The 16,676-nt window shown below is 66.5% G+C and carries 14 protein-coding genes; 9 read left to right on the top strand and 5 right to left on the bottom strand.

The features are described from left to right. On the bottom strand, positions 1-1,162 hold a 1,162-nt coding region (locus FVW27_RS12535; RefSeq protein WP_167125614.1), incomplete at its 3' end, for a sigma-54-dependent transcriptional regulator. 449 nt (positions 1,163-1,611) lie between these two features. Beyond that, positions 1,612-2,313 carry a tetratricopeptide repeat protein gene (locus FVW27_RS12530; RefSeq protein WP_167125612.1) on the bottom strand — a complete coding sequence of 234 codons (702 nt, stop codon included), beginning with the start codon at positions 2,311-2,313 and terminating at the stop codon, positions 1,612-1,614. Positions 2,314-2,494: 181 nt separating this feature from the next. Between FVW27_RS12530 and FVW27_RS12525 the strand changes: the two genes are divergently transcribed. From FVW27_RS12525 to FVW27_RS12500, 6 genes are all read left to right on the top strand, one after another. After that, positions 2,495-3,091, top strand: a complete 597-nt coding sequence (locus FVW27_RS12525) for a hypothetical protein (RefSeq protein WP_167125610.1) — start codon at positions 2,495-2,497, stop codon at positions 3,089-3,091. A gap of 584 nt (positions 3,092-3,675) precedes the next feature. Further along, positions 3,676-4,803: a branched-chain amino acid ABC transporter substrate-binding protein gene (locus tag FVW27_RS12520; RefSeq protein ID WP_167125608.1), complete on the top strand. Its 1,128-nt coding sequence runs from the start codon at positions 3,676-3,678 to the stop codon at positions 4,801-4,803. A 313-nt stretch (positions 4,804-5,116) separates the two neighbouring features. Next, the gene (locus FVW27_RS12515; protein WP_167125607.1) at positions 5,117-6,022 is read left to right on the top strand and encodes a branched-chain amino acid ABC transporter permease; all 906 of its coding nucleotides are present in this window, start codon (positions 5,117-5,119) and stop codon (positions 6,020-6,022) included. Then, positions 6,019-7,011: a branched-chain amino acid ABC transporter permease gene (locus tag FVW27_RS12510; protein WP_167125605.1), complete on the top strand. Its 993-nt coding sequence runs from the start codon at positions 6,019-6,021 to the stop codon at positions 7,009-7,011. The genes FVW27_RS12515 and FVW27_RS12510 overlap by 4 nt, the downstream gene beginning before the upstream one ends. Then, positions 7,008-7,775: an ABC transporter ATP-binding protein gene (locus FVW27_RS12505; protein WP_167125603.1), complete on the top strand. Its 768-nt coding sequence runs from the start codon at positions 7,008-7,010 to the stop codon at positions 7,773-7,775. Before FVW27_RS12510 ends, FVW27_RS12505 begins: the two co-directional genes overlap by 4 nt. 276 nt (positions 7,776-8,051) lie before the next feature. Next, positions 8,052-8,768 (top strand): ABC transporter ATP-binding protein, encoded by a 717-nt coding sequence (locus FVW27_RS12500; protein WP_167125601.1) that lies wholly within the window; start codon positions 8,052-8,054, stop codon positions 8,766-8,768. A gap of 321 nt (positions 8,769-9,089) precedes the next feature. Here the strand turns inward: FVW27_RS12500 and FVW27_RS12495 are convergent, their stop codons facing one another. Further along, a complete protein-coding gene (locus FVW27_RS12495; protein ID WP_167125599.1) occupies positions 9,090-9,494 on the bottom strand; it encodes a response regulator in 405 nt (134 codons plus the stop codon). A 434-nt stretch (positions 9,495-9,928) separates the two neighbouring features. Between FVW27_RS12495 and purT the strand changes: the two genes are divergently transcribed. Both purT and tgt read left to right on the top strand, forming a co-directional pair. Then, entirely contained in the window at positions 9,929-11,110 is a 1,182-nt protein-coding gene (purT, locus tag FVW27_RS12490; protein ID WP_167125597.1) for a formate-dependent phosphoribosylglycinamide formyltransferase, read from the top strand. Between the two features lie 348 nt (positions 11,111-11,458). Then, positions 11,459-12,619 carry a tRNA guanosine(34) transglycosylase Tgt gene (gene tgt / locus FVW27_RS12485; RefSeq protein ID WP_167125616.1) on the top strand — a complete coding sequence of 387 codons (1,161 nt, stop codon included), beginning with the start codon at positions 11,459-11,461 and terminating at the stop codon, positions 12,617-12,619. Between the two features lie 18 nt (positions 12,620-12,637). Here tgt and FVW27_RS12480 read toward each other — a convergent pair whose 3' ends face one another. Further along, a complete protein-coding gene (locus FVW27_RS12480) occupies positions 12,638-13,114 on the bottom strand; it encodes a helix-turn-helix domain-containing protein (RefSeq protein ID WP_167125595.1) in 477 nt (158 codons plus the stop codon). A 27-nt stretch (positions 13,115-13,141) separates the two neighbouring features. Then, positions 13,142-15,205, bottom strand: a complete 2,064-nt coding sequence (locus tag FVW27_RS12475; RefSeq protein ID WP_167125593.1) for a sensor domain-containing diguanylate cyclase — start codon at positions 15,203-15,205, stop codon at positions 13,142-13,144. Between the two features lie 610 nt (positions 15,206-15,815). Between FVW27_RS12475 and FVW27_RS12470 the strand changes: the two genes are divergently transcribed. Further along, positions 15,816-16,676 (top strand): thioredoxin domain-containing protein (locus FVW27_RS12470; protein WP_167125591.1); only part of this gene is annotated, 861 nt, incomplete at its 3' end.

The following is a 16,676-nucleotide window of genomic DNA, read 5'->3' as shown; positions in this document are numbered from 1 at the left end:
CCAGGGCGCGGTCCACGTCGGGGGCGTCGATGGGGCCTTCGGCGGCAATGGCGGCGCGCTCGATGACGTTGGCCAACTGGCGCACGTTGCCCGGCCAGTCGTAGGAACACAGGGCGGCCACGGCCGCCGGGGTCAGCCCGTGCACCGGCAGGCCCAGGGTGCCTTGCAACCGCCGCACCACGTGTTGGGCCAGCAGGGGGATGTCCTCTTTGCGGCTGCGCAGCGGGGGCAGGTGCACCACGGCCACGCCCAGGCGGTAGTAAAGGTCTTCGCGAAAGGCCTTTTCGCGCACCCGGTCGGCCAGGTTCTGGTTGGTGGCGGCGATGAGCCGCACGTCCAGCGAAATGGGCTTGCGACCGCCCAGGCGCTCCACCTGTTTCTGCTCCACCACCCGCAGCAGCTTGGGCTGGATGGCCAACGGCATGTCACCGATTTCGTCCAGCATCAGCGTGCCGCCCTGGGCCAGTTCGAACTTGCCGGGCTGCGAGGTGGCCGCGCCGGTGAAGGCGCCCTTTTCGTGACCGAAAAGTTCGTTTTCGAAAAGATGTTCGGGAATGGCCGCGCAGTTCACCTTCACGAAGGGGGCGGCAGCGCGGGGCGACAGCGCCCGGATGGTGTCCGAGGCCAGTTCCTTGCCGGTGCCCGATTCGCCCATGATCAGCACGGTGGTGTCCAGCGGGGCCACCTTTTCGATGAGCGCCTTCACCTCCATGATGGCCCGGCTTTCGCCGATGATGCGGCTGGCCGGGCCGTCGCGGCGCAGCGAATCGCGCAGGGCGGCGATTTCCGCCTGCAAGCCGCGCTTTTCCATGGCCCGGCGGATGACGATGTCCATTTCCTTCAGGCTGAAGGGCTTGGAGAACACGTCGTAGGCGCCCAGCTTCACCGCTTCCAGCGCCAGTTCGCGCGTGGAGTAGGCGGTCATGACGATGATGTCGGTGCCGGGCGCGGCGGAACGCAGGTGGGGAATGGCCTCCACCCCGGACATGCCGGGCAGCATGACGTCGGACAGCACCAGGTCGAAGCCGCCGCCCCGCAGCAGTGCGATGCCGTCCTCGGCACGCCCGGCGGTGGTGACGCGGTAGCCGCGTTCCTCCAGCGCCTCGCGCAGCATGGACTGGAAGGCGGTGTCGTCTTCGATCAGCAGGATGTGGCCGCTCATGCGTTGCCGTGTGTCCGGATGCCGGTGGATGGGGCGGGCATGCGCCGTGGCGGGGCCATGGCGCGGTGTCCGGGGTTTGCCCGGAAACTGCCGTTGGGGGCGCGGCGGTACGGCGGCGAGGCCGGACGTCGCGCAGACCGCGCAAGGGTACAACGGACCGGTGGGGAGGGCAAATGGTTAGATTTGCACACCTGTCCACCTATTCGGACTTTGACGCGGGGATATGTCCTTGCGCATGGGGGGGTTGCGCGCGGAGGGGCGTTCAGGCGGGGCGCCGGGGCTGGGGACAAACGCCGGGCGGGGCGGACATGCCTCTGCCAACCCTGTGCGGACGGCGCGCCGACGTTCCCCGGACGCTCCCCGAATGTAGCAGGGGGCATCACCCGAACGTCGCGCCGAGTGCGACTGGGTTGATTGGGTTGATTGGGGCGACTCTGCGGTGACCGGGGCTAATTTCCTGTCGGTTGCACGCGCGGGGGCAGGGGTGCTTTCACCAGCCGTGCGTTGAACTTCTTGCGTTGCTCGGGCGAAAGCTGGCGCAACAGGGGCGGCAGGTCCTTCATGGCCCTCGGCTCACCCAGCACGTCGGCACAGGCCAGCCAGTAAGCGGCCTGGGGCCAGTCCTTGTTGGTGCCCCGGCCTTCGCGCAGCATCAGGCCCAGATTGTAGGCGGCAAGGCCGTTGCCCTTTTCGGCGGCTTTGCGAAACAAGCGTACCGCTTCGCCACGGCCGGTGGTGCCGGCCCTGCCGCTGTCGATGAGCAGGGCCAACTGGTTCATGGCGTTGATGTATCCTTTGGAGATGGCTTGTCGGTACAGGGTTTCGGCGCGGCGCAGATCCTGCGGCACACCGCGCCCTTCCTCGTAGAGCAGGCCCAGTTGCAGTTGGGCGCGCGGGTTGCCCGACTTTGCCTGCGCGGTGAGCCTTGCCAGCGGTTCGTCAGGCTGGACAGGTTGGGCAGGCGCCGGGGCGGCTTGTTCCGTCACGGCGTCGGACGTCGAGCGTTGCGGGCTGGCGGTGGTCCCGGCCATGCAGGAAAGGGAGGGCGTCAGCAGCAGGGCAGTCGCGAGTCCGAAGGACGAGAGGGCACGGCGGAACGGTGGGGAAGGAGGGGGATTGCCGAGCGTGGCGAGCGGGCGAAAAGGGGGCATGCGGGCCTCCGGAAGTGTTTCATGGGGCATGGCATATCGGTCCACCGCAGGGCAAGGGGTTGCCGCACCTCGGGACGGTGGGGTAGGTGTGTGGTCCGGCCCTATTCGGCCCGTCCGTCCCGTTTCGGCAGCCGTCCGCCAGCAGGCGTGACGGCGCAACCGCTTTTCGCAGGAGTTTGGCATGCAGCTTGGCCGTATGGCGCGTAGCGCCCTTCGTCCCATGATCGTCGGCACCGACATCGAGGCCTTTCGTCAGCACTGCGGCGGCAGCCTTGGCGGATTGTTCCACTGCATGCGCTACCCGGGGCCGCGCCTGTTGTGGGATGGCGACACGCAGGAATTCGTGGACGAGGCGGGAGCCGCCGTGGCGGGGCTGGATGCACTGGCCGGGGAACTTGCCGTGCTGCGCGATGCCGTGGGCGCGGCGCTGACGGGCAGCGCATCCGCCGCCGTGCCCGTCTCCATGGACGGCACCCTGCTGCGCGGTCAGGACGGCTCGGCCCATTATCGCATCTACGACCTGATCCATCCTGATCTGCCGGTGTGGCGGCAGGTGAACCTGCTGGCCGACCTGTTCTGCCAACTGGAACAGCGGGTGCCCCATGTGCGCCCGGTGCCGCACGAGCATACCCCGGCCATGAAGACGGACACCCGCGTGACCCGTTGGCTGGCCACCTGGAAACGCCCCGGCTGCGGCGGCGTGCTGCTGAAGCGCCCCGAACTGGTTTACACCCCCGGGCAGGAGACGCCAGACGCATGTTGCGTCGTCATGCGTTAATTGCGTGTTGCGTCGTCGCGCGTTAATTGCGTGTTGCGTCGTCGCGCGCTAATTGCGCGTAGCGTCGTCGCGCGCTAATTGCGCGTAGCGTCGTCATGGGCGAATGATGTGCAGCTCCGTCATGTGCCAGACGTCCCGACGTCGTCATATGCCAGACGTTCCGACGTCGTGATGTGCCGATGGCCTGCCCCGGCCTCCCTGGGGGCTCACATTTCCTGATGCTTGCTGTCGGCCCTCCTGCCGCATTCCCGATCCCTGCCGGACCCACGCCCACCGTGCCCCGGCTCCGCACCTGCCAGGCCCCCGGCCTCTCTCCTGGCCGTCCTGTTCATTGGCATGACGTACAGTTATCTTGTCAGAGGGATTGCTTTTCTTCGGCTTTTTCCGCAAAATGTCGTTTAGCGGCCCGCATCAGGCGCGGCCCGGTCATTTGTGTTGACAATAACGTCGACAAACATGTCCACCACAGGGACGGTACCACGACGGGCCTGCCGCCCGCCGTGTCGCACCATGCGAAGAGGCGAGGAAAAGGTATCGGGGAAACAGTCTAGCGAGGGATCCGCGGGTTCCCGGGAGGTTTCGACATGAAACACGTTGTAAAGGCGCTGACGCTCGCACTTGCCGCTTCGCTGCTCATGGCCGCCACGGCCTTTGCGGCACCGGTAAAGATCGGCCTGATGTGCCCCCTGACCGGCAAGTGGGCCAGCGAAGGGCAGGACATGCGCAACATCGTCACCCTGCTCGCCGATGAACTGAACAAGGCTGGCGGCATCAACGGCAACAAGGTCGAACTGGTCGTCGAAGACGACGGCGGCGACCCGCGCACCGCGGCCCTGGCCGCACAGAAGCTGACCACCTCGGGCGTCATCGCCGCCATCGGCACCTATGGCTCGGCGGTTACCGAAGCCTCCCAGAGCATCTACGACGAAGCGGGCGTGGTGCAGATCGCCACCGGCTCCACCGCCGTGCGCCTGACCGAAAAGGGCCTGAAGCGCTTCCTGCGCACCGCCCCCCGTGACGACGAACAGGGCATGGTTGCCGCCAAGCTGATCAAGGCCAAGGGCTACAAGGCCGTGGCGCTGCTGCACGACAACTCGTCCTACGCCAAGGGCCTGGCCGACGAAACCAAGGCGCTGCTGGACAAGGCCGGTACCAAGATCGTGTTCTACGACGCCCTTACCCCGGGCGAGCGCGACTACACCGCCATCCTCACCAAGCTGAAGGCCGCGAACCCCGACATCATCTTCTGCACCGGCTACTACCCCGAAGTGGGCATGCTGCTGCGCCAGAAGATGGAAATGAAGTGGAACGTGCCCATGATGGGCGGCGATGCCGCCAACCATGCCGACCTGGTGAAGATTTCCGGCAAGGAAGCGGCCAAGGGCTACTTCTTCCTCAGCCCCCCCGGACCGCAGGACCTGGACGCTCCGGCCGCCAAGTCCATGCTGACCGCCTACAAGGCCAAGTACAACAGTGTGCCCGGTTCCGTGTGGTCCGTGCTGGCCGGTGACGCGTTCAACGTCATCGTCGAGGCCGTGAAGTCCACCGGCAAGGCCGATTCCGGCGCCATCGCCGAATACCTGAAGACCAAGCTGAAGAACTACCCCGGCTTCACCGGCCAGATATCGTTCAACGAGAAGGGCGACCGCGTGGGTGACCTGTACCGGGTGTACGAAGTGAACGCCAACGGCGATTTCATTCTCCAGCCCTAGCAGCCTTACACAGCCGGACACGGCTTGCACGACGGGGCGGGCGCTGCCGCCCGCCCCGTTTCCACCGCCCGCCGGGGCCGCCGGAAACATTCGCGCCTTCCGGAAGCGTCCGTGCCTTCCGGCAGGATGTGGACAGGACGCACCCGGCAACGGGATCGGGCGGGGATCGACGTAACAGATGGCCACGGGGCCGTAGCGGGGCGCATGACGTCCCATCCGCAGGCGGACCCTCACCGGGGTCCGCGTTTCGCGCCGCCATGTCCGGGCCATCCGCCCGGGGCGACGGCGCGGGGGAAGCAGCACAGGAACGTCCATGGAAGAATTCTTTCAGCAGTTGACCAACGGTCTTGCGGTGGGGGGCATCTACGCGCTCATCGCGCTGGGCTACACCATGGTTTACGGTGTGCTCAAACTCATAAATTTCGCGCATGGCGACCTGTTCACCATCGGGGCCTACCTCGGCTTCACGCTGTTCACCGCCTTCGGCCTCGCGGGCTGGGTGTCCGGGCCGGGCGGCGTGCTGTTGGTGCTGGTCATGGTCATGGGGCTGGTGGCGCTGATCGGCTTTCTGCTCGAACGTGTGGCCTACCGCCCCCTGCGCTCTTCCAGCCGCCTGTCCGCCGTGGTTTCGGCGCTGGGCGCCTCCATCTTCTTCCAGAACGCGGTCATGCTCATCTACGGGGCCAAGTTCCAGGTCTACCCCAACGACATCCGGCCCAGCTACGTGCTGTCCATCATGGGCATCGACGTGCCGCTGGTGCGCATCATGATGATTGCCGCTTCGCTGGGGCTGATGCTGGCGCTGTACTGGTTCACCCAGCGCACCCGCATCGGTGCCGCCATCCGGGCCACGGCCATCGACCAGGGCGCGGCCAAGCTCATGGGCATCGACGTCAACCGGGTGATCTCGCTGGTGTTCATGATCGGCCCGGCCCTTGGCGGCGTGGCCGGGGTGATGGTGGGCCTGTACTACGGCCAGGTGGACTTCACCATGGGCTGGGTCTACGGGCTGAAGGCCTTCACCGCCGCCATCCTGGGCGGCATCGGCAACATACCCGGTGCCATGGTTGGCGGCCTGCTGCTGGGCGTCATCGAGGCGCTGGGCGCGGCGTACATTTCCATCGCCTGGAAGGACGCCATCGCGTTCCTGGTGCTCATCCTCATCCTGATCATCCGGCCCACGGGCCTGCTCGGCGAAAGGGTGGCCGACAAGATATGACGGTGTCGCGCACCACGAGCTACGCGGGCATCGCAGTGGTGGTGGCGGTGCTGCCCCTGCTGCTGGACCCCTACTGGACCGACGTGTTCGTCAGCATCGGCCTGTATTCCGTGCTGGCGCTTTCGCTGAACATCATCCTGGGCCAGGCCGGGCTGTTCCACATGGGCCACGCGGCGTTCTACGCCGTAGGCGCCTACGTGACGGCCATCGCCAACACCATGTGGGGCGTGCCGGTGCTGTGGGCCATGCCCTTTGCCGGGCTGGCCGCCGCGCTGTTCGCCATGGTGGTGGCGCGGCCCATCATCCACCTGCGCGGCGACTACCTGCTCATCGTGACCATCGGCATCGTCGAGATCGTGCGCATCGCGCTGATCAACAACGTGTTCGGGCTTACCGGCGGGGCCAACGGCATCTTCGGCATTTCGCGCCCGATGCTGTTCGGGTTCAAGATCGCCAAACCCGTCCACTTCTACTACCTGGTCTGGGCGTACGTGGCCTGTTCCATCCTGCTGTTCCGCAGGCTGGAGAATTCGCGCTTCGGCCGCGCCCTCAACTACATCAAGGAAGACGACACCGCCGCCGAGGGCAGCGGGGTTAACACCGCCTCGTACAAGCTGTGGGCCTTCGTGCTGGGCGCCTTCTGGGCGGGCATGACCGGCACCATCTATGCGGCCAAGATGACCATCATCTCTCCGGAATCGTTTTCGTTCTGGGAATCCGTGGTGCTCTTCGCCATCGTCATCCTGGGCGGCGGCTCCAACCGGGGCGTGCTGCTGGGGGCGTTTCTGCTCATCGGGCTGCCGGAATTCTTCCGCGAATTCGCCAGCGCCCGCATGCTGGCCTTTGGCCTGGCCATGGTGGTGATGATGATCTTCCGCCCGCAGGGCATGCTGCCGCCCATGCCGCGCTTCTACAAGCTGCCGGAGCGCATTCGCTGCATCACCGGCAAGGGCGGCGACGCCGCTGCCCAGGCAGGGGGTGGGGCATGAGCCTGCTTGCGCTGCGCAACCTGACCAAGACCTTCGGTGGCCTGGTGGCCGTGAACAACGTGACGTTCGACGTGGCCGAAGGGGCCATCGTCGGGCTCATCGGCCCCAACGGGGCGGGCAAGACCACGGTGTTCAACCTGATCACCGGCAACTACAAGCCCGATTCCGGCGACATCTTCTTCGATGGCCGCACCATCAAGGGGCTGCCCACCCACCGCATCGTGCAGCAGGGCATTGCCCGGACGTTCCAGACCATCCGGCTGTTCCAGAACATGTCGGTCATCGAGAACGCGTTGGCGGGCTGCCACTGCCGCATGCAGTCGGGCATGCTGTCGGCCATGCTGCGCACCCCTGCCCAGCGCGCGGAAGAGCAACGCGCCCTTCTGCGCGCCACGCGCGAACTGGAATTCGTGGGGCTGGCCGACGAGCACGCCAACCTGGCCAAGAACCTGTCCTACGGCAACCAGCGCCTGCTGGAGATAGCCCGCGCCCTGGCCACCGACCCGCGCTTCATCATTCTGGATGAACCCGCCGGGGGCATGAACGACCAGGAGACCGCCGCGCTCATCGACACCATTCGCGCCATCCGCGACCGGGGCATCACCGTGCTGCTCATCGAGCACGACATGAGCCTGGTCATGAAGGTGTGCGAAAAGCTGGTGGTGCTGGAGTACGGGGCGCTGCTGGCCGAGGGCGTGCCGGCGGCCATCAAGGATGATCCGAGGGTGATCGAGGCCTACCTTGGCGCCGATACCGACGATTAGAATCCGCTCCCGAAAGGTCCTTTTGCCCTCTGGCTGCGTCAGGCTCGTCCCGTGCGAAGGTCGAATATGAAAGAATGTACTCCCTTCGCCCGGAACTCGCCTTCCTTGCCAGAGAACAAAAATCCTCTTTCGGGAACGGATTCGCGGGCGGTCGGGCGACACGGTCACCAGCCCGGACATGGCGGTTGCAGCCATACCGGGCGGATGAACGACAACAGTATTGCCGGAACATGCCACCCCTGCGAGCCTCGGCTTTAACGGGTACCTGGAGAGACGATGTTTCTGGAATTGCGCGACCTGCATGTGAAGTACGGCAACGTCGAGGCCCTGCACGGCATCAACGTGCACGTGGACGAAGGCGAAATCGTGACCATTCTCGGCGCCAACGGCGCGGGCAAGACCACCACGCTGATGTCCATCAGCGGGCTGGTGCAGCCCAGCCAGGGCGGCGTCTACTTCAAGGGCAAGGCCCTGCACGAGATGCCCAGCCACGCAGTGGTGCGCGAGGGCATCACCCAGTCGCCCGAGGGGCGGCGGGTGTTCGGCACCCTGACCGTGCTGGAAAACCTGAACCTGGGCGCCTTCACCAGCAACGACAAGGCCCGCATCCGCAAGACGCGGGACTGGATATTCGAGCTGTTCCCCCGTCTGCTGGAACGCAAAGACCAGCTTGCGGGCACCCTGTCCGGCGGCGAGCAGCAGATGCTGGCCATCGGTCGCGCCCTCATGGGCGACCCCAAGGTGCTGCTGCTGGATGAGCCGTCGCTGGGGCTGGCCCCCATCCTGGTGAAGTCCATCTTCGAGACCGTGCGCGCCATCAACAAGACCGGCATGACCGTGGTGCTGGTGGAGCAGAACGCCCGCGCCGCGCTGAAGCTGGCCACGCGCGGCTACGTGCTGGAAGTGGGCCGGGTGGTCATGGAGGATTCGGCGGCGAACCTGCTGGCCAATACGGATGTGCAGGATGCGTATCTTGGCGGCTCCGGCCATTAGGTGATGCCGCCACAAGGGTCTTTTTGCCCTCTGCCGTCCGACCCGAAGGGCGCGAAGCGTGCCCGTTGGGCGAGCTTGCGAGCCTTACGGGCATCGTGCGCAGAGCGGTCAGACCGCCTTTGCGTTCCGGTCGAGTACGATAAGAGTACACTCCCTTCACGAAAAGGCGGTCTTCCTCGGCAGAGAACAAAATTCCTCCTTGTGCCGACATCACCTATGGGCTGCCGTAGCGAGTAGTGCGGTGCGGTGTCAGGTTGAAAACAAAAAGGCGCTCCGGAAACGGCGCGCCTTTCACTTTTGGGGTGGCCGGGCGGGGAGGGTTCACCCCGCCAGATGGGCGGCGATGGTGTCCATGAGGTCCTGGCGGGTGATGGGCTTGGTGAGCAGGCCGTTGCAGCCCGCGTCGGCGCAGCGGCGCAGATCCTCGTGTCTGTCGTGGGCGGTCAGGGCCACGATGGGCACCGGGCGGCGGCCCAGCAGGCGTTCTTCCTCGCGCATGGCGCGCACGGTGTCCGTGCCGTCCATGTCGGGCATCACCACGTCCATCAGCACGAGGTCCACGAGGTGTTCGCGGAAGATGCGCAGTGCCGCGTGGCCGGAATCGGCCTCCATGCAGCGCAGCGGCGTGTCGCGCAGCAGAAGCAGCAGCAGGGCGCGGTTGGGGGCGGCGTCATCGACGATGAGCACCGTGGCGGGAGGCAGCGGGTGGTCGGTGGCGGTGGTCATCCAGGACTCCGGAGCGCGGGCCGGTGGTCGGCGCGCTGATGAGGGGTGCCGGACGGCGTGCGGCGGATTGGCGATGCAGTGACGGAGGTTGTTCCTCCATGTGTTCTGCTTAGCCCAAGACTGCCCGTAGCCGCAAGGTGGGGTGAGGTGGCGCACCATGTACCTCCCGGGTACGCGTGCATGCATCTTCGGGCGCCATGCGTTCCAGTGTGTTCCTGCGTCCGGTGCGCGGCCCCTGCGCCCTGCATGAAACCCGTATGCGGTCCGCTAGCCGCCGACCTGCAAGGGCGTTGGCCGCAGTTCCATCCGCCCGTGATTGCCGTGCGATTTCCGTGCGCGCCCCTTGCACAGCGGAGGCCGGCGTGGCACATCCGTGCGGTCGGCGCGGCCTTTCCCTTCATCATCAGCATGCCCACGCGGCGCAGGAGCAGCACATGGTCACCATCGGCACCCCCAACACCCCCTCCGCAACCCGCATCCTGCTGCTCGGCTCCGGCGAACTGGGGCGCGAGGTGGCCATTGAGGCCATGCGCCTTGGCGTGGAGGTGATTGCCGTGGACCGCTACCCCAACGCGCCCGCCATGCAGGTGGCCCACCGCAACCACGTGGTGTCCATGCTGGACGGCGCGGCCCTGCGCAGGATCATCGAGGCGGAACGCCCCCACTGCATTGTGCCGGAAATCGAGGCCATCGCCACCGAGACCCTGCTGGAACTGGAGAAGGAGGGCTTTCGCGTGGTGCCCACGGCCCGCGCCGCCCGCCTGACCATGGACCGCGAGGGCATTCGCCGTCTGGCGGCGGAAGAACTGGGCCTGCCCACCTCGCCCTACCGCTTTGCCGCAACGGAAGCTGAGTACCGCGCGGCCGTGGCCGCCGTGGGCCTGCCCTGCGTGGTCAAGCCGGTGATGAGCTCGTCCGGCAAGGGGCAGAGCACCGTGCGCACCGAGGCCGACGTCATGAAGGCCTGGGAATACGCCCAGACCGGCGGGCGCGCGGGCGGCGGCAAGGTCATCGTGGAAGGCTTCGTGGACTTCGACTACGAGATCACCCAGCTTACCGTGCGCCACGCGGGCGGCACCACCTTCTGCGACCCCATCGGGCACCTGCAGAAGGAGGGTGACTACCGCGAATCATGGCAGCCCCAGCCCATGAGCCAGGCCGCACTGACCGAGTCGCGGCGCATGGCAGAGGCCGTCACCGGCGCCCTTGGTGGTTGGGGCATCTTCGGGGTGGAATTGTTCATCAAGGGTGACGCGGTGTACTTCAGCGAGGTGTCGCCCCGTCCGCACGACACCGGGCTGGTGACGCTGATCTCGCAGAACCTCAGCGAATTCGCCCTGCATGCGCGGGCCATCCTGGGGCTGCCGGTGCCCGCGCTGCGCCAGAACGGCCCCGCCGCCTCGTGCGTGGTGCTGGCCGAAGGCGACAGCACATCGCCCAGCTACCATGGCATCGATGCTGCCCTGGCCGAGCCGGACACCGGGCTGTGCCTGTTTGGTAAGCCGGAGGTGCATGGCAAGCGCCGCATGGGCGTGGCCCTGGCCCTTGGCGCGAGCATCGAGGAAGCCCGCGCAAAGGCCCGCCGCGCTGCCGCCGCCGTGCAGGTGGAACTGTAGCCACGGGCGAGCGCCGCATCCTGACGCGCTGCATGCGCCCGCTCCGGCGAACCGGGGCGGGCGTTTCGCGTTGTGCGGGGCGGCAAGTGGCTGCCGGGCGGGGGAGAGGGGGGCAAGACGGGCGGGACGGGCTGGACAGGCAGACCGGCTGGCAGGCAGACCGGATGAACTGGCGGGGGGGGACTGACAACGCTGGCGAAACAGGCAAGGGCAGGGGCGGCTCGGGAACCGGGAGCAACCAGGCTGCCGCGTGCCGCACGGGCATTCGGTGCGCCGCCCCCCTTTTCAAACGTGCAACGCGCCGCTATGGTGCGCGCCATGCCGAACCAGACCGAAATTTCCACCGCCATGGCCCCTGCCGCAACTCCGGCCCCCATCCCCGCCGAAACCCCCGGCACCTTCCGCATCCACGCCACCGACGGCGCGGCTCGCACCGGCGTGCTGCACACCGCGCACGGCCCGGTGCGCACGCCCATCTTCATGCCCGTGGGCACCGTGGGCAGCGTGAAGGCCGTGGCCCCGGACGACCTGGACGCCATCGGGGCCGAGATCATCCTCGGCAACACCTACCACCTGTACCTGCGCCCCGGCGACGAACTGGTGGCACGGCGCGGGGGCCTGCACGGCTTCAATGCCTGGAAGAAGCCCATCCTGACCGACAGCGGCGGCTTTCAGGTGTTCAGCCTGTCGGCCCTGCGCAAGATCACCGAGCAGGGGGTGGAGTTCCGCTCGCACCTCGACGGGTCCAAGCACCTGTTCACGCCGGAGAAGGTGGTGTCCATCCAGCGCAACCTGAACTCGGACATCATGATGGTGCTGGACGAGTGCGTGCCCTACGGCGCGGACAAGCCGTACACGGAAAAATCCCTGGGCCTCACCACCCGCTGGGCGCAACGCTGCCGCGACGCCTACCCCAGGGGCACGGCGGGCAACCTGCTGTTCGGCATCACCCAGGGCGGGTTCTTCAAGGATCTGCGTGAACGCTCCATCGGCGAACTGACGCAGATCGACTTCGACGGCTTTGCGCTGGGCGGGCTTTCGGTGGGCGAATCCAAGCCGGAAATGATGGACATCCTGTACCACAGCGCGCCCCTGCTGCCTGCGGACAAGCCGCGCTACCTGATGGGCGTGGGCACCCCGCTGGACATCATCAACGGCATCGCCGCCGGGGTGGACATGTTCGACTGCGTGCTGCCCACCCGCAACGCGCGCAACGGCACGCTGTACACCTCGCTCGGCAAGATCAACATCAAGCGCAAGGAATTCGCCGAGGACGACGGCCCGCTGGACCCGGCGTGCAACTGCTACGCCTGCCGCACCTTTTCGCGCGCGTACCTGCGCCACCTGTACGTGGCCAAGGAGTTGCTGGCCTTCCGCCTGAACTCGGTACACAACCTGACGTACTTTCTGGACGTGGTGCGCGGCGCACGCGCGGCCATCGCCGAGGGGCGCTTTGCCGCGTACAAGGCGGGGTTCGAGGCGATCTATCCGGAAGAGGTGGTGGCGTAGGGGGCCTTCCGGCAGGGGTTATAGTTTGCGTATTGTGGAGGCGAGTTTTTTTAGTTCGTTTGCATATGAATTGTAAAATTCTGCAATGGTTGATTTTTTTGATATAAAATCATCGCGGCATAGGGGTCTGTACCCAATAAGCTGACCATCAATCCCAAATTGTTTGTTTGTTAATGAGATGATTAGGTCGGCTTGTTCAAGGCTATGTGGAGTTAAATGCTCAACCTGTCCTATGAAAGGGATAAATCCTTTTTTTTCGTGTAGATATCTGCCTATTTTTATTATGTCTTCGGAATGCATTCCGTAAGCTTTCGCAAGAATATCTTGTAGATCTTGGCTCGGCCGCCGTTTCGCATTAAAAACTTGTGCAAGGTGGCTTGCAGAACAGCCTATTTCTTTTGCCAGATCTTTTTGTTGTTTTTTTTGCCATCCATTGTCGCGTAAAGCTTTAATGCCGTACGAAAAGCACGTTGCAGAGTCGTGATGATCAGGCATTACAATTTCCTTGGTTAGCGTCTGTGATTACGCACGGTCATCCTCCGCACAGGTGGGCGTGGCCTGCTGGGCGCATACCCGGTTGCGGCCTCCTTCCTTGGCGCGCATCAGCATGTGGTCGGCACGGCGGATCAGGTCGTCCAGCGAATCGTTGGCCCCCCGGTATTCCGCCGCCCCCACGCTGACGGTGCAGCCCACCCACGCATCACGCACGGCCACCGGGGCGTCCTCCACGGCGGTGCGGATGCGTTCCGCCGTGCGCAGGGCGCGTTCCTGCGCCGTTTCCGGCAGCAGCACGCCGAATTCCTCGCCCCCCAGGCGACCGATGAGGTCGTTTTCGCGCAGGGACAGGCTCATCACGTCGGTGATGTGGCGCAGCACCATGTCGCCCGCCTCGTGCCCCCAGGTGTCGTTGACGGCCTTGAAATGGTCGGCGTCCAGCAACAGCACCGAAAGCGGGCGACCATAGCGCTGGGCGCGCGCCGCCTCGTCCTCCAGCCGGGCCATGAAGTGGCGGCGGTTGGCCACGCCGGTCAGTTCGTCGGTGGTGGCCAGTTGTTCAAGGCGCAGGGTGTCTTCCACCTGGTCGGTCACGTCCAGGAAGAAGCTTTCCACCTCTGGTGCGTCAGGCGTGCCGGTGCGCCGGGCGTACAGCGATACCCAGATGGCCTCGCCGCCGCGCCGGTACCAGCGCAGCCGCAGCCCGGTCACCACTTCTCCGGCGGTCAGGTCATCCAGCATGGCCTGGCGGTCCATGGGTTCGGCGTACAGGGGGATGACGGAATCATCCAGCACGGCGCGGGCATGGGCCACGTCGCGGAAGCCCAGCAGGGCCGCGCCGTGCTGGTTCAGCACGTTGATGGAGCCGTCCCAGGTGGTGCGAAAGATGCCGATGGGCGCGTTTTCCACCAGTTCGCGGTGCTGGCGTTCGGCATCGCGCAGGGCGGCTTCCGCGTCGCGGCGGGCCGTGACCAGTTCGTTCAGGTGGCGGTTCAGCGCGCCGAATTCGTCGCGGCCGGTAAACAGGTTGCGCACGGTGAAGTCGCCGCGCGCAACGCTGCGCATGTATTCGGCAAGCCGGCCCACCCGGCCGGATGTGCCCGCGGTTGCCACCGCGAACAGCACGGCGAACAGGATGAGCATGCCGCCAATGGCCAGGATGGTGCCGTAGCGGATGGGGGCCACGGCGCGCAGCAGTTCTTCCTGCGGCACCAACAGCACCAGCCGCCAACCGGGGCCGGGCACCGCACGCACGGCGGCCAGCACCCGTTCGCCGTCCATGTCCAGGTAGGTGGCGCCGTTGCCCGCATTGTCGCCGATGGTGCCGCCGATGGTGCGGCCACTTTGGGCGGGCGCGTGGGCGGTGTAGGTGCCGCGCGCCAGATTGCGCAGGGGGGTGGTGTCCACGTGGTCGGCCAGTGCGGCCCCAAGGCCGGTGGAGGTGACGGGATGCCCCTCGGCGGTAAGCACCAGCAGCCCGCTGCCCGAGGGCAGGGCCACGCCGGAAAGGATGGTGCGCAGCCCGTCGGTGGTGATGTCCAGGCCCAGCACCCCCAACGGCTTGCCGCCCGCCGGATCGTCCACGGTGGCCACGGTGCTGACTACGGTCTTGCCGGTGATGAATTCGGTGTACGGATCGGACCAGCCCACCACGCCGGGGTGCTCCATGGCCCTGCGGAACCACGGGCGCGTTCTGGCGTCGAAGTCGGGTGGCAGTTCGCGTTGGGGCTGGATGGCATGGACCCGCCCGGACAGGTCCGCGAAATAGACGAAATAGGCTTCGGCGCGCAGGCGCAGGAAGCTGGACCAACTGGCCATCAGCCCCGGGTGATCGTAGGGGCTCCCGGAAAGGCAGGTCACCACGCGCGGGTCCTGGCGCAGGCTGGCCACGGCGCGCGCGTACTCGCCGGCGTACTGGCTGACGATGGCGTTGGCCAGGGTGTCGGCCTGCAGGGCCATGGCCGACTCGGCCCCGCGCAGCATGACATCCTTGGCGCGGACGTAGGAGAACGTTCCGAGCGCGACCAACGCCAGGGACGAAAGGATGGCAAGAAGCAGCAACAGGCGTTGCCGTAGGGAAATGACCCGCATGTAGGTCCTCGCGCCGGGGAAAGGGGGCGCAGGTCTGGGGCACGTGGCTGGGGTATGGCCAAGCGTTGCGGAAACCTACAGGATGCGGCGTCGTGCCGCAAGCATTCCGCAAGGGCGGATGCCGGTTGACGGACGGACCGCGCCAGGGCTTGGACGATCAGGGCTTTTGCACCGGTGTGCATTTTTTCCTGGTCGTCCCGTCGTGCGCCGCACGATAGCCGCGATGGCGCCGTGCCCGGGCCTGCCGACCGGGCTTGCTCTGCCCGCTCTGCCCGTTCTGCCCGCTCTGTCCGCTTGGCCCGTTCGGCCCGTCAGGCTCGTCAGGCTCGTCAGGCCTGTTCCTCGCCTGCCCCCTCTTGACGGGGAGTGTTGCGGGTCTTTTCTTTTTTTGCAGCCACGTTGCCCGCATGGCGCGAGTCTGATAGGGCATGGGTAAGGACGGGTATCTCCATTCGCCTGCTGCCGCGAGCCATGGACACCCGGCCCGTGCACGCCTTCGGGAGGGGAACGGGGCGTCCGCGCGGCGGATGGTCCGACACCGGGGCCGGGCACCGTCACGGCCGTTCACCGCCCGCGACACCACAGGGCAAAGGGGCAAGGGGGATATGTCATGTCCAACCTCTCCGGAAAGTCCACCACGCCTGCCGGGATGGGCGACACCCCCGAAAAGGGAGCCGCCAGTCACGCAGCCACCATTCCGGCTGCCACCACGCTGGCGGGCAACCGCCTGTCCGCCTCCAAAAGCCCGTACCTGCTCCAGCACGCGGACAACCCCGTGCACTGGCACCCGTGGGGCGACGAGGCCCTGCAACGCGCCCGCGACGAGGACAGGCCGCTGTTCATCAGCGTGGGGTATTCCACCTGTCACTGGTGCCACGTCATGGCCCACGAATCGTTCGAGGACGACGAGGTGGCCCGCCTGCTCAACGACGCCTTCGTGTGCATCAAGGTGGACCGCGAGGAACGCCCGGACATCGACGCCGCTTACATGGCCGCCTGCCAGATACTGACCGGCACCGGGGGCTGGCCGCTGACCATCATCGCCCTGCCCGACGGGCGCCCTTTTTTCGCCGCCACCTATCTGCCCAAGCATTCGCGCCCCGGCCGCATCGGGCTGATGGACCTGGTGCCGCGCGTGCTGGATGTGTGGCGCCACAAGCGCGACGATGTGCTGGATTCCGCCGACAGCATCGTGGACCATGTGCGCCGCCATGCCGAGGCCCTGCTGCGTCCGCCCTCCGATGGCCGCCTGCCCGGCGCGGGCACCCTGCACGCAGCCTGCGAGGCCATGGCCTCGGAGTTCGATGCAGCGAACGGCGGTTTCGGCACGGCACCCAAGTTTCCTTCGCCGCACAATCTGCTGTTCTTGCTGCGCTGGGCGCGGCGCAACGGCCACGCCGCCGGGCAGCCGGGGCTGGCGCAGGCAGGCGCCATGCCGACGGGAGAGGAACCCGGCGGTGCAAAGGCCCTG

Source organism: Nitratidesulfovibrio liaohensis (assembly GCF_011682075.1).
In the GTDB taxonomy this organism is placed as follows: Bacteria; Desulfobacterota; Desulfovibrionia; order Desulfovibrionales; family Desulfovibrionaceae; genus Cupidesulfovibrio; species Cupidesulfovibrio liaohensis.
The sequence above is the reverse complement of the archived record's forward strand: the minus strand, read 5'-3'. Positions and strand labels throughout refer to the sequence as shown.